The organism is Schaalia sp. JY-X159 (assembly GCF_014525425.1).
Classification (GTDB): domain Bacteria; phylum Actinomycetota; class Actinomycetes; order Actinomycetales; family Actinomycetaceae; genus Scrofimicrobium.
Window position 1 is genome coordinate 68,516 of sequence record NZ_JACEXI010000006.1, and the last position, 13,581, is coordinate 82,096.

The window sequence follows — 13,581 nt, forward strand, 5'->3', positions numbered from 1 at the left end:
CTTCATTGTGCCGATAGTTCTGATTGCCGCGGTTGCTTTTGCGTCGTCCTCGGGAGACTCACTGTGGTTCCTTAGCTTCCTTCTTCTCATAATTCCACTCGGGATCGCCGTCACGGTGTGGGTTAGCGTCCGACTGTACTTCGCAACTTTGATCGCTGTGGTCGAGGGCGCGACGCCCCCAACGGCACTTCGCCGCTCATGGGCCCTGACCAAGGGCGCGTTCTGGCGCATCTTGGGCAGGATGCTTCTTATGAGCATCATCGTCTCAATCGTCGTGGGACTTCTTGGCGGGACTATTTCAGCGGTGATCATGTTTGCAACATCTGTGTTGCCGTGGGCTGTGACCGCTTTCCTCTTGGCTCTGGTCTCTGCCCTGATCTCAGGTCTGGCCATGCCGTTCTCTGCGTCGTATACCTCGCTTATGTACGTGGATGAACGCGTAAGGAAAGAGAACCTGGGACCTGTCCTCGCGCAGGCGTTTGAAACCTCACGCGGTTCGCAGGCCTGAGACAGTCTCTCCAAGAAAGGGTGGGGACCTAGCGAGTGTCTCCACCCTCCCCCGTGATTACTGTGAAGTGATCCCGACGGCGCAGGGGGGCATATTTATCCTCCCTGCTTCCCTGGTCGATGACCACTGGTTCGCGAAGCATGTCGGGCACCTCCGGGTCGTGTTCAACTCCCGCCACGTCACGAATCACTTCGACGAGGGCGAGGAGGTCGTCACTGGATGGCGGCGCCGGCTCAAAACGTGTCTGGAGGCGGACAACCTGCCACCCTCGAGGGACGGTGAGCGATTCAGCATGCACTTCACAGAGGTCGTACGTGTGCGGCTCTACGGAGGTGGCGAGGGGCCCAAGGACCGCAGTTGAATCCTGGTAGTCATACGTCAGGGTTGCTACGGCACCACGAGTGCAACTCGGTTTGGAACACAATCTCACGGGATCTCCTCAAGTCCAGCCGTGGCAGCCAACACCACCAGCTTGCCACGGTTACCCAGCCTACCTTTGTCGGCGACGAGTTCGCGCTAGCCTAGGCGTATGTCCGATGGCTTCGTCTCCCCCCACTCCGATTATCTGCGCCGCGCCGCCGTCGCAGCCGGCATTCCTCCGGTTGCAGACTCGGGTGTCAGTCGGCGCCGGAAAGATCGTCATGGCCGCGGCCCTCGGGGACCCCGTTTCCATCCTGCGCTTCCTGTCTGGACAACCCGGAGGGAATCCTTTTACGAAGAGATGCAGTTGGCGTTGGCGCAGATGGCGGCCCGGGAACCGGGCATTGCCGATATAGAGTTCGGCGTGGAGGAAGTGCCGCCCTCAAATCCGGCTGAGTGGGAGTCACATGATGTTGTCTTGGCTCGCTCGTTTCCTAGGGATCGGCGCAGAGGACTTCGGGATCGCATTGTGCTGTATCGCAGGCCAATTTGTGCCCGGGCTACAGAGGAAGAGATTCCTCTTGCCCTTCGAGTGATCTTGGCGGAGCGCATTTGCGACATTCTTGCGCTGCGCCCGGAGGACCTTCTCGACTAGGCCCACCGAGATGTTTGGCTGCTAGTTTGCTGGGAAGAGGGACACTAGGCGCGATTGGGCAAGCACACCTTCGGTCCCGAGGCTGGTCACTGAGCGAACCGCACCGGCAGGGGTGTCAGCCGTAACCACGTATGAGGCGTAGACCGCTGAGGTAGCAACCAGGTCGGCATCGTTCATGCTGCCGATCAGCGGGTACAGCTGCGAGGAATGCGGCGAGAGGGTCTTGGCCGCCCCTTGGAGTTCCACTTCAATGGTTTCGTCTGTGGGATTGGCGAGCGCAACCGCCACTTCGATGTTCGTGAACCCAAGCGACTGCGCCGCCGCAATGACTTCGCTCTTGTCTACGAGGCCAGTTCTCATCACTTGACGCGCACCTCCCACCACGGTTCGTGATGAATATTTGGCATCCCGAACATCCGGGTGGTCGCTACCCTCCGTCACTTCGGTGACGGTTGCGGCCAACGGTTGCCCTCCTTCAACAACAATGGCGTTGACATCGCTGGGGAGTGCCGACAAGTCGATGCTCACGGTGGATTGCGCCGGAAAAGGAAGCCCATCCGCCCCACTGAGGATCTGTTCACCGTCACTCCCGAGTAACCTCACGGTCACCCGCGTGTTCTCGGTTCCGAGGTTGCCGACGCGGAGAGTCGATTGACGTGAGGCAGTCACGCCTGGAATAACGACGGTCTCCGCCGGGCGTGTTCCCTGGATGCGGGCCAGACCCTGCGGGACCTCACCGTTCAATCCGGATGTTTGAAGCCAGGCGGCAACGCCAAGGCCTTCCGCTGTCAGTGTGATGACGGGATTCTCTTCTGCCTGTGCCCAAGAGCCAGGCAGCACGGACAGGGTTGAACCCGCAGGAATGGTCAGTGTCGCTGGAGACTCAAGTAATGCTCCCGCTTCCGAATATACCTGGGCCTGAACGCTCAGTGCCATGTCTCCCGGATTGGCGAGGACGAGGACGGTGTCCTCACCCACGGTGGTTGAGCCGGCAGCAAATGCAAGGTTCTGACCCGGTATCGCACAGGACTCAATGTCTAGTGAGAGAAGGTCCCCGGACTCTCTGCCAGCAAGCGAAACACCGGTCACATCCCCACTGCTGGCCTCACTACCAAGTAGGTGTAGTTCCCCGCCGCCCGCGAGGGCTGTAGCGTGGCCCGGGGCCCAGGTTGCCAAGGCTGCTTCTGTAACCGGTTCAGCGTCGGAAGCTGAGGATGCCCGCAGGGGGACAACGTCCTCGGGAGCGATGATTCCAGGCGGGCATACCAGCGGTATCTCATCCATGATCACCTGTACGGCCTCGGTCTTCGCTCGGCTCTGAGTTGTGGTGGCGCCCTCGGGGGTCCCCAGCGCCAGAGAGCCAACGGTGAGCCCAACGCACGCGCACAGCCCAATGCCAAGTGGGACCCACCGGGCCCGACCCACTCCGTCTTGTCTACTCATGTGCTTTCCCCTCGGTGAAGCTACCCTCCGAGGGGTCTGAACCAGCGTCCTGGTCACCCCATGGTTCAATGCTGCGGCGGCGGAAGCTACGTGGAAGTGCCATCAGCGCGACAATCATCAGTGTCAGGCCCGCCCCAGCCCACCACCAGTAGAGGTAGGGAGCGCGGTATGTAATCTCCAGTTCGCCGCCACCATTGGGTAGTTCGAATGCCTGCCGCCACCCCTCCTCCGAGGAGGGATCCTCGACGGTCGTAAGAGGAACTCCATCCAAAGAAGCTATCCACCCCGGGTCAGCTGCTTCTGCCATGACGATGAAGCCGGTCGCATCCTCAGCGATTGTGGTTTTCACCCCGACGGAGCCAGAATCCACAGGGCTGGTTGTAACTTCCCCTCCCTCGCCTGCGGTGAGGAGCGAAACGCGAGCAGGAAGTCGCCCGTCAGGTCGGACTCGCCACATCGTGGAGCCCTCGAGGTTCCCGATCCTTTCGAGCCCCCCTGTTGCGTCAAGGACACTCTGGATGGCGGAGAAGTCCTCAGAGTGGGCCGACAGCATGACTATATCGATCCCGTGATCAGCCAGCCCAGATGACGTGCGGGCCGTTGGTCGAGCAGTCATGGTTGCAACAATGCTCGCCAGACTTGAGTGTGCTTGTGTGACAGCCGACGTCACTGTGCTGGTCGGGGCTGGGAAGACACGCAGATCAGCCTGCTGAACCGCCACTCCCCTCATCAGGTCTGCTTGAACTTCACCGTCAATGAGTGTGACAGTGAGGAAACGGGCAGCTCTGGGCCCATTCTGCGATTCTTGAGCAATTACCGGTATCAGGGGGGAGGGCGCAGGCTGCACAAATTGTGATCCACTAACTGCGGACCCAACCGGACCTAGGACCAAGAGGCTGACAGCAGAAAGAAGTGCCGCAACCGAACCAATCCCGGCTGGAAGACCCCTGGCCCACCTGCCGGCGTAGTCCGTCACCGGTACCAGCTGGGAGACAGTGAGCGAGTAGTTCGCATACGACGCACCCACCGCGACAACAAAGGACAGCGACGTCCCGGCGATAAGGAGTGGGGATACCCGCGCTGCCTCGGCCCCCAACCACGCCTGAAGTAGGGCGAGGACGGAGAGGGTGAGCCCGAAACCCCAGCTGCCCACGACCATGGGACTCATCTGCGAGGGTTTCCACGAGGCGTGGATGACGGCTGCGAGAGTCCAGACCGTAAGGGCAATGCCCGACAGTGATCCTCCCACAATCAACAACGCAGGGAATGAACCTGCAGCCACCGCTTCCAAAAAGCCGGAGTCTGCACCCGCGAGTGGAAGTGCGGCCGGGAGCCCCGCGAGGAGCCCCAGATCGGCATTCCCCAATGTTGTACCCAGAGCCCATCCCAGGAACGCCTGCGGGTCACCACGAAGCAGCTGTGTGACAAGCGATGGAGCAATGACAACCAGGCCGGGTACGGTGACCGCTACAAGCGCTGCCCAACGCATCACACTTCGCGGGCGCTCAGTGCCGCGCCACGCTCCAATCCGCAGCCACTGCGAGTCGGTCCCCACGAACAGAAGCAGCGCTACGACCGGCAGAATCATCAGTGCAATGGGAGCAGCTACCACAACGAAAACTGAACCTAAACCAGCAAGGCCCAGCCAGGACACAGTGTTCCTAGGCGCGACGGCCACGAGGTCCTCGATGCCGTGGGCAACGAGTGCGACCGGGGGTCTAAGCCCTCTGACCAATCCCACGACAACCGCCGGGAGTGACAAGTACGCACAGAGCACAGCCAAGTTCCCAAACATTAGCGGCATCAGAGCGGAGCCAGATGTTGCCCACAACGCTGCCAACCCAACGCGCACAGTTGTGGATCGGGTGAACGAGGACGCAACGGACCATCCACCCCATGCTGCTAAAGGAAGTGCGGCAAAGACTAGGAGATATGCGAAGGTCTGGGGTGAAATGCCGAGCAGCGCAAACGGGGCAGCGACGATGCTGAGGGGCGCCAAGAGCGGTGATGACGGGCCAACAAGTCCATCGCCAGTGATCTGCCACCCACTCCAAGCCTGAGCGGCTAGGACACTCCACTTGGAGGGTAGCGCCCCCCACTGCCCTCCGATGAGACCCTCTCTGAACGGGTACCAAGCGAAGACCGAGACAATGATCGCGGCGCTCATCAGCCCAATAAAGCCACCTGCGGCCCGCGCGTGATGTCGCTTCAGGGCGGCCAGAGCTGCCGGGTCAAGAATGACCTCAGTATCAACACCTTTGGCGCGGATCTTACGACTGTTGCGCCTGTGTTTGGTGATCTCCAACGGACTGGCTTCGAGTGTTGAGAGGGCGCTTCTTGGCACGGTTGCCACACGTTGGAGCCGCGCCCGCCCTCGTAGGAGGGCAGGCGTCATGCCCACTAACCGCACATAGGCGGCGAGTTCACCAAACGCCAAGCTTGGAGTCCTGCTAAACAGCCGCGCAAAGGAGCGTCCCAGGGAAAGAAATGGAGCCCCCACGATGAAGGCAACAAACTGGAGCCGCGTAAGAGCCAGACCCCAGTTGTACATTTGCGCGGTACGCCGGGCAGCGAAAGAGGAGCGACCCTCAGTGTCGTGACCGTAAGATGCCTGCGCGTGCTCTACGACAGCCCTGGGTGCCACGACAACGCGGTACCCGCTTTGCCACAGTCGGCGACCAAACTCGAGGCCATCCCCGAACGGCCCCAGCGCGGGGTCCAACCCCCCAACGGCATTCCACGCGGCAGATCGGACCAGCATCCCAGCCGTTCCAACGGCTAGGACATCATCGCGACGATCGTGTTGCCCCTGATCAATTTCATCTGGCTCCACCACGTAAACGCGGCGCCCCTTCGATGTGGCATCGATACCGATCTCCAAAAGCTGATCGGGTGCGCCATAATGGACCTGCTTTGGGCCAACTGCACCAACACTCTCTCCCGATTGCCCGGCGGCGAGCAGCGTCTCAAGTGAATTGGTGTTCGCCACCATGTCGTCGTGAAGAAGCCACATCCAAGAGCACTTCCGCGCCCCGGGTATCGCATCGAGGGCTTCCCGGACCGCAGAACCGAAACGTTGAGCTCCCCTAGAGTAGAAGCGAATGACGCGTGGGCTCTCTTCATGCGGAAGACCCCCACCATCCTTCGCATCTGGGAAAAGGCGAGGAAGCACCTGATCAGAGACGTCCTGGACCACTTCTGTTTCGAGCGTTGCATCCAGAGAGGTCTCAACAACTATGACAAGCCGCGGCGGCGTTGCTTGTCGTAGTACAGACGCGAGCGTCTCCCACCTTCCAACGACGCGTTCACCGCGTTCTTTGGGGGCTAGGACTATCAGTGCCACAACGTCGCTTAGCGATGCCTGCACCGCGTCTTCGGCGGGAAGAAAGGACGACATTTGTCCTATTTTACGCTCAAGACGCAGCTCGTCGTAGGCGCCGCCGCTCACGTTCGGACAGTCCGCCCCATATTCCAAAGCGTTCATCGTTCACAAGGGCATACTCCAAGCACTCAGCCCGAACTTCGCAAGACGCACAAACACCTTTTGCCTCCCGGGTGGAACCGCCCTTTTCCGGGAAAAACGCCTCCGGATCCGTTTGCGCACACAGCGCATCTTGTTGCCAAGAAAGTGGGCCTTCATCGGAACTATCGAGGGCTTCAGCGCCCTGGACCACGGTAAACGTGATGGCGCCTTCACCAAAGATGTTCCACATGTGTCCCCCGCTAAAAGAATGGCCGTCACGCGTCGCAACGTCCCCTAATTACATGCGTGTAGTCCCGCCCCTGTCAAGTGGAACGGACAAAAACCGCCCGAAAACAACGGTTCATCCCGCGTGTCGCAGTCCGGGGGGCTCGGCTTGGAAGTATCATCCCTTGCGACCAGCTAGTCTACGAGGATGAAACAGCTTGATGCCACCTCACTGACTGCTCTCCTTTCTCCCCGACCGGGTCCAGTCCTGACTTGGTTCCTTGATCCGGGCAGCGCCTCGAATCCCCCCGGAACCCCGTCCATTCGGGAGCGGGTCGAACTGTCTGGACCTGTGGCGCGTCGATGGCTTGCCAAGACCGACAACTTCCTAGCCAATGAGTTCCCATTCGGAGCGTCGTCGTTTGCGGAGTACTTGACCACCCACTGGCGAACGCCCCTGTGGATCGCAGCGTGCTGGCTCCGCGGGTTGCGCCAGCGCCCCCCGCGCAATCTGGGCCAGATCGATCTGGCAGTTAGCAACGACCTGGACTTCTTGATGACCCTGCAGGATGAACTTGGCCCAGACGTCCTCGTCGCCCAAACACCCGAGTCATTCGCATTCTCTTGGCCAGGTGACCTTCCTTTCGGCATCACGGATGGGACTGCCGACGTCATGTCTTATGGGGACGAGGTCGATATGCCCCACACCGGACCCGGCGCCACAGTGATCGTTGGGGATGACATCGATTGGCTCCCACCCAACCTCTTGGAAGACCCACAGAAGGCACCCCTGCACCTCGACGACCTCCTCACTCGTGACTACCTGGGTCTTGAAGGGGAACTTAGCAACCCCGCAAGCCGCCTTGACCAACACAGGGTGCTGGTTACCACCGCGAACCCCACGCTCTTCACCGCGCAACTCATCCAACTGTGGATTCGCGGAGCATCGGTTGTGTGGGTGCCGGGCGGGGTGGACGCGGAAAGTATCGCGACAACTGAGAAGGTGACCCTCACGGTGCCGAACCGGTAACTACCACACCCTAAGCAGGCCCGACACAGCAAGCTTCACCTGCTCGATAGGGCGCCTGCGCATGCCGCGTGCGTGACACAAGACCGCAACCCGACCCCGCCAAGAGGTATCGCTAAGCCACTCTTTCCATTCTGCGAGGCCGCGGAGGAACCGATCATCCCGACCTGCGGCGTGGGCCGCCCGATTCGCCACCTCGGTCATCAGCAAGAACTGTCTACGGTAGTGGCCTGAGCGGAGCAGTTGCCAGCGGTTCACGGTTGCTTGCAGGCCTTTGTGGGCGCCCGCTACATTGCGTTCGTGCTGGCGGTAGGCCACATGTGGTCGCGGGTCAATAACCCAGGACATCCCAGCCCCGCGCAGCACCGCATAAACGAACCAGTCGTGGACAGCCACGCCCTCGGCCCCCCACACGTCAAGATAGTCGACCAGGGTCTTCCAGGCCTCATAACCAAAGACGTAGGTTGAACCGGCACCCGGAGCTTCGAAAAGGAAGTCCCACTCCACTTGCGGCTGATCCTTGCGAATGAGGGTCCGCTTCACCTCGCCGTCTGACTCCACCGTGAATGCCATGACGTTGGATGACACTGCGTGCGCTCCGGCCTCGTCCATGAAGTGGATTTGTTCGATGAGTTTGCGCGGCTGCCACAGGTCATCCTGGTCACTAAAGGCCGCATACTCGCCGGGGCGGACGTCCAGGTGGGCCAGCGCGTATAGGAAGTTCGCGGCCACTCCGGCCTCACCGTCACGCTCAGGTAGCACCACCACCCGCGAGTCACGTTCCGCCAAACCGCGGGCCCAGTCCTGTGTCCCGTCGGTCGAACCATCATCGGAGATGACCAGACGCACCTCCACACCGTCCTGGTCGAGGACGGTTGCGACCTGGCGACCAATCCACGGCTGCCCGTTGTAGGTGGCCATCGCCACGTGAACGATGGGACGCGTCATGAGCAAACCCTAGTGACCCTTCTTGGCGTAGTCCGCTTCAACCCGCTCCTTTTCGCCCTTCCACCAGTCCTCGTGATCCGTGTACCAACGCACGGTTTCTTCCAAGCCCTCACGGAAGGAAGTGAATGAGGGGTACCATCCCAGCTCCTCGTTCAGTTTCGTGGCGTCGATCGCGTAGCGCAGGTCATGTCCCGCACGGTCGCTCACATGGTCGTAGTCGTCCGCAGGGTGCCCCATGATCTCATTGAGCATGTGGACAACTTCTTTGTTTGAGGTTTCTCCGTCCGCCCCGATCAGGTAGGTGTCCCCCAGGGTTCCGCGCTGCAGGATCTCCCAGACAGCGTCGTTGTGGTCGAGGACGTGGATCCAGTCCCGCACGTTCGCGCCCTCGCCGTAGAGACGAGGACGGATACCAACCAGGCGGTTGGTGATCATGCGGGGAATGAACTTCTCGATGTGCTGGTAGGGCCCGTAGTTGTTGGAGCAGTTAGAGATGGTCGCGGGGATCCCAAAGGTGCGGATCCATGCGCGCACCAGCATGTCGGAGCCGGCCTTGGATGCCGAGTAGGGCGAGGACGGGTTGTAGGGCGTCTCCACCGTGAACTTCGCGGGGTCGTCAAGCTCCAAGTCTCCGTACACCTCGTCTGTGGAGACGTGGTGGAAGCGGGTGTCATGCTTGCGCACTGCCTCAAGTAGCGTGAACGTCCCCACCAGGTTTGTCTGAATGAACGGGGCTGGTCCACTGATTGAGTTGTCGTTGTGGGATTCGGCGGCGAAGTGCACCACGGCATCCGCGTTCTTGACGACCTCATCCACCAGGTCGGCGTCAGTAACTGAGCCCTTGATGACGGTGAGCCGCTTGGCTTGCTCGGGCGTTACATCGGTCAGTGACTTTTCATTTGCCGCGTACGTAAAGGCGTCCAACACCTCTACATCCACCTCTGGATGATCATTCAAGAGTGTATGAACGAAGTTGGCTCCGATAAAACCTGCTCCGCCGGTTACGACAATGCGCATTTGTGCTCCTTCAATGAGGCCGGTCAGCGTTCCGCCAAGATCAGGCAGGAACTAAGTATTACTCCCACTAGGCTTGAGGTAGGTCGTTCCCAGTCTAGCCGGGCTTACGCGCCGGGAAATGGAGGTCTGATGACCCAGGGCCAAAATGTGATTGCAGTCGTGGTCACATACAACCCAACGATGGATGAACTTAGGTCGTTGCTGGGCTCACTTTCCCCGCAGGTGGACGACGTGGTGATCGTCGACAATGGCTCTGCGAACCACAAGGATGTGGAGGAGGAAGCAAGGGAGTTTGGAGTCCACTGTCTACCTCTAGGTATGAACCGCGGGATCGCTGCGGCACAGAATCAGGGGATCATCTGGGCGCGCAACGAGGGCGCCACCTATGTTCTGCTTTCTGACCAAGACTCAACTCTGGCGCCCAACATGGTCGAAGAGCTTCTTGACTGTTTTGAGGAACCTCCTCTGCCGGGTCGGCCAACGCGGCTCTCTCTGCTTCAACCAAATGATGGTGAAGCCATGGCATGCTTCCCATCCTCAGCCGTTGATGGACCCGTGGCGGCTGTCGGCCCGGTACCTCTGGATGGTCGTGGCGGCGATGTCGGGAACGCCCTCGTCTATTCCTTCACCAAGTGGGGGGCGATCCGCACCCGCGTTCCTCAACGCGGAGAAGCCCTGGCGGTACCGTTTGTTCTCGCCTCTGGCTGCCTGATCTCCATGAGTGCACTGGACGATGTCGGGCCCATGAACGAAGCGCTGTTCATTGACCACGTTGATCTAGCATGGTGCCTTCGCGCAGTTGAGAAGGGGTACCGCATCCTGGTTAGCGGCAATGCCCCCATCTACCATTCGTTGGGAGACGAGGTCGCTCAAGTCCCAGGACGCAAGAAGCCCGTGCACGTGCACTCTCCCATCCGCAACTACTACATGATGCGAAATACCCTGCTTCTGCAGTCAGCCAGTTTCCTCCCGAAGAGGTGGAAGCAGCGCTACCTGTGGTGGATGACAAAGTACATGGGGTACTACCTGCTCACTCCCGGCCGCACCACGCGTGTCGTCCCCTTCTCGCGGGCTTTGCGCGATGGGCTCCGCGGTGTGGGAGGGCAGTACTAGGCCGGTTTGGAGATCCCCTTGAAGCTCAAGTCCTTCCAGTTTGGGGATGCCGCCAATACTGTGCCAATGAGAATTGCGATGCATGCGAAGATCTGCAGGAAGCCCGGTACCGTGCCCATGAGTATCAAGCCGAAGATGACGGCCCATGCGGAGTAGGAAATGTTCAAGGCCATACCTCGCGACGCCCCCACCGTCGCAATTGCCTTGTAGTAGAACAGGTACGAGGCCGTCCCCGCCAGTGCAGCAACGGCGAGTACGCCCATTGCCGGGGTGATGCTCGCCTTCAGGGCAAAGCCAAGAACGCCGAACACGGGAGCCACCACCAGCATGTAGACGAGGGCGGAGGTAGTCTGGCGGATCTGCAAAGCTGTCTCGTTATCTACGTTGTCATCACGCATACCCCACGCGAGGATGACCGCCTCTGACCCCCACCCGAACACGCACAGCAGTGCGGCGAGGATACCCAGCCAGGCATTCCCTGGAAGGTCCGCGGTCGCGGAAGAGTAACCAATCGCGATGATTCCAGACAACGCAACCGCCAGTGCAGCTACTTGGCGTGGATGCATGCGCTCCTTAAGGAAGACAACCGCCAAGACAGTTCCAACTGCGGGATAGAAGGAGGAGATGATAGCGGTGTAGCCCGGCCCAATATTGTTGATAGCGATCAGATATCCGGTCATACCTACTGGTCCACCCAACAGTGCCGCCACCATGACGGCGCGTCCGCTCTTGGTACGAGCAGCCGTGAGAGTGTCACGGAGGCGCCCTTTGAACCCCATGAAGACCAGAAGGAGCAGCGCACAGACGGTGTCATGTAAAGCAGCACTTGCAAGAGCTGCATCGGGAGATCCCAGGAAGGGGATGAGCAAAAGGGCCATGCCAAGAATGACAGTGTCAAGGCCCCAAAGTGCCCCACTTGCGAGTCCAAACTTCACGGCGCAACCACCTCTGACACGTCCTCGTACTCACTAAGGAGACGGTCAACATAGGTAACAGCATGCTTGTAGTAGATGTACAGCCACTCTCCGACGTTGTCGCCCTCCGCTTCCTTGACGAGAGCCCAGATGTACCAGCACCATCCCGCGAAAACAACGTAAGACCAGAAGTGGCGCCGCTCGCGAGGAGAGGCTTCACGTCCGAAGTAGTACTCCAACGCCTGGTTGGCTTGGTCCTCAGTTAGTTCCGAGCAGACAGTGAGTGTCCCAAAGTCATTTGCTTCGTCCGACATTCCCGCATACTCCCAGTCGATCAGGTGCATTTCATTGCTTGATTCAACGAGGAAGTTGAGGTGGAAGAAATCGTTGTGGCCCGGCACCAGGGGGAAACCGTCCGCATCTGCATACTCCTTGAGCCGCAGGACTTTGGTCCGCAACTCCTGGTATCCGGGCAGGTCAATCGGCCCGTGCTGTAACAGGAGACTCTCATACCTTAATCCCTCGTCAATAAAGTCGAAGTGCCGGTCCAACGTCGCATCGGAGTGGTGAAGCGTCCGCAGCATCTTCATTGCGTTTGAGAGCTCCTGCGGGTTTGATACATCGAGGTTTCGTGCCTCAGGGATAAATCGTGAGATTTTCCAACCTCGCTTCGCGTCCATGTGCATAAATGTCGAGTCCAAACCAAGGTCGCTGGCTAGTTCAAGGGCGGCCTGCTCAGCACCACGGTTGATCATCTTGTCGGTCCCGACTCCTGGATAGCGGTAGACGTACTCCTCGTCACCCACGCTGAAGTGGCATGACAGATTGGTGATCCCCTGTTTCAGCGGATAGAAGTTGCCGACCTCTGATCTCGTGGTGTCGAGCACTTCAACGATGTTGTCGAATACCTCAGAATCGACGTTTTCAATGAAGAGCGGGTCGAAGCCTTGTAACTCATCCAGTGAATCGAACTCGTTGATCAGCCCCTCCGGGTACGGGCGAACAACCATCGGAAGGACATCAAGGTGGTCTATGAAGATCTCTTCCCACAGCTTGCCCACTGTCTCCGGGCGGGTGTAGACCGTTTCGAGAATCTCTCGGAAATGCTTGGAGAACTCCCTGTCGAAGTAGGCGTGTCCGAGCATGATCCAAGAATCCTCGCCACCGATCTCGACTCCGGTGATCAAACCGTTCTGAGCAGTCTCGATGCACCACTCATCCGTTGTTCCCTCAACAAACTGCGCAGAGTAGTACGACTGGTAGACGTAGGTTTCGAAGGGGTTGGATGTGAAGTAGTTGTCTGAAGAACAAATGTATGTGTTGGCAAGCCTGTTTCGAACTGCCCAGAGTGTGCCGTTGTTGTTGCGAGTTGCGTACTCATCATTGATGACGATCTCCACACCATACTTCTCGGCCAGGTAGAAGAAATACTCCTTTTTGTACCCAACAACAACTGAGATGTCCATGATCCCAGCCTCATGGAGCTGTTTAATCTGTCTCTCTATCAGCACGTCGCCGCGGACACGAAGGAGGCCCTTCGGTTTCTCATAGGATATGGGTGCAAACCTCTGGGAAAGCCCCGCGGCCATTATCACCGCGTTCTCAACCCGGTACGGTTGCAACGCTTCGAGACCTTTCGAGGACAGTTGGCGGTCAACGATGTATCCGAGGGCGGCGCACTCACGGACGACCGCGTTGACTGTTCCCAGAGCTAGTCCCGCATTCTCTGCTATTTCCCGCTGCGTAAGACCTTCGTGCGTCTTCTGGAGGGCAAACAGCACTGAAAACTGATTTTGTGACAACAAAGAGGACACCTCGTTCACCAGAATCGAATATCGAACCACGTTCGAATATAACGCATTTGTGAACAGAATCGAACATCTAGGTTACGACACTGTCACAGACTCG

General features: G+C 59.3%; 12 protein-coding genes. 4 read left to right on the top strand and 8 right to left on the bottom strand.

Annotation, left to right across the window (positions count from 1 at the left end; all coding sequences use genetic code 11):
• Nucleotides 1-7 precede the first annotated feature (7 nt).
• On the top strand, nt 8-508 hold the full coding sequence (locus tag IDL90_RS10070) for a glycerophosphoryl diester phosphodiesterase membrane domain-containing protein (RefSeq protein ID WP_187994411.1): 501 nt from the start codon (nt 8-10) through the stop codon (nt 506-508).
• A 28-nt stretch (nt 509-536) separates the two neighbouring features.
• Here IDL90_RS10070 and IDL90_RS10075 read toward each other — a convergent pair whose 3' ends face one another.
• Entirely contained in the window at nt 537-938 is a 402-nt protein-coding gene (locus tag IDL90_RS10075) for a DUF3499 domain-containing protein (RefSeq protein ID WP_182141827.1), read from the bottom strand.
• A gap of 99 nt (nt 939-1,037) precedes the next feature.
• Between IDL90_RS10075 and IDL90_RS11580 the strand changes: the two genes are divergently transcribed.
• Nucleotides 1,038-1,523 carry a metallopeptidase family protein gene (locus IDL90_RS11580; RefSeq protein WP_262509023.1) on the top strand — a complete coding sequence of 162 codons (486 nt, stop codon included), beginning with the start codon at nt 1,038-1,040 and terminating at the stop codon, nt 1,521-1,523.
• Nucleotides 1,524-1,544: 21 nt separating this feature from the next.
• On the opposite strand, the gene IDL90_RS10085 is transcribed toward IDL90_RS11580, so the two are convergent.
• Genes IDL90_RS10085 through IDL90_RS10095 form a run of 3 tightly spaced genes read right to left on the bottom strand, consistent with a single transcriptional unit; the run spans nt 1,545 to nt 6,679 of the window.
• On the bottom strand, nt 1,545-2,966 hold the full coding sequence (locus tag IDL90_RS10085) for a DUF5719 family protein (RefSeq protein ID WP_182141826.1): 1,422 nt from the start codon (nt 2,964-2,966) through the stop codon (nt 1,545-1,547).
• On the bottom strand, nt 2,959-6,363 hold the full coding sequence (locus IDL90_RS10090) for a glycosyltransferase (RefSeq protein ID WP_187994412.1): 3,405 nt from the start codon (nt 6,361-6,363) through the stop codon (nt 2,959-2,961). The genes IDL90_RS10085 and IDL90_RS10090 overlap by 8 nt, the downstream gene beginning before the upstream one ends.
• Before the next feature lie 16 nt (nt 6,364-6,379).
• Nucleotides 6,380-6,679 (bottom strand): WhiB family transcriptional regulator, encoded by a 300-nt coding sequence (locus tag IDL90_RS10095; RefSeq protein WP_182141824.1) that lies wholly within the window; start codon nt 6,677-6,679, stop codon nt 6,380-6,382.
• 183 nt (nt 6,680-6,862) lie between these two features.
• On the opposite strand from IDL90_RS10095, the gene IDL90_RS10100 reads away from it, so the two are divergent.
• Nucleotides 6,863-7,684 (top strand): TIGR03089 family protein, encoded by an 822-nt coding sequence (locus IDL90_RS10100; protein ID WP_187994413.1) that lies wholly within the window; start codon nt 6,863-6,865, stop codon nt 7,682-7,684.
• Here IDL90_RS10100 and IDL90_RS10105 read toward each other — a convergent pair whose 3' ends face one another.
• Both IDL90_RS10105 and rfbB read right to left on the bottom strand, forming a co-directional pair.
• On the bottom strand, nt 7,685-8,629 hold the full coding sequence (locus tag IDL90_RS10105; protein ID WP_187994414.1) for a glycosyltransferase: 945 nt from the start codon (nt 8,627-8,629) through the stop codon (nt 7,685-7,687).
• A 9-nt stretch (nt 8,630-8,638) separates the two neighbouring features.
• A complete protein-coding gene (rfbB, locus tag IDL90_RS10110) occupies nt 8,639-9,646 on the bottom strand; it encodes a dTDP-glucose 4,6-dehydratase (protein WP_182141821.1) in 1,008 nt (335 codons plus the stop codon).
• Nucleotides 9,647-9,775: 129 nt separating this feature from the next.
• On the opposite strand from rfbB, the gene IDL90_RS10115 reads away from it, so the two are divergent.
• Nucleotides 9,776-10,759 carry a glycosyltransferase family 2 protein gene (locus IDL90_RS10115; protein WP_187994415.1) on the top strand — a complete coding sequence of 328 codons (984 nt, stop codon included), beginning with the start codon at nt 9,776-9,778 and terminating at the stop codon, nt 10,757-10,759.
• Here IDL90_RS10115 and IDL90_RS10120 read toward each other — a convergent pair.
• Nucleotides 10,756-11,694, bottom strand: coding sequence for a DMT family transporter (locus tag IDL90_RS10120; RefSeq protein ID WP_187994416.1), 939 nt, complete (start codon nt 11,692-11,694; stop codon nt 10,756-10,758). The genes IDL90_RS10115 and IDL90_RS10120 overlap by 4 nt on opposite strands.
• Nucleotides 11,691-13,487 (bottom strand): NTP transferase domain-containing protein, encoded by a 1,797-nt coding sequence (locus IDL90_RS10125; protein WP_316930292.1) that lies wholly within the window; start codon nt 13,485-13,487, stop codon nt 11,691-11,693. The genes IDL90_RS10120 and IDL90_RS10125 overlap by 4 nt, the downstream gene beginning before the upstream one ends.
• Between the last annotated feature and the right edge of the window lie 94 nt (nt 13,488-13,581).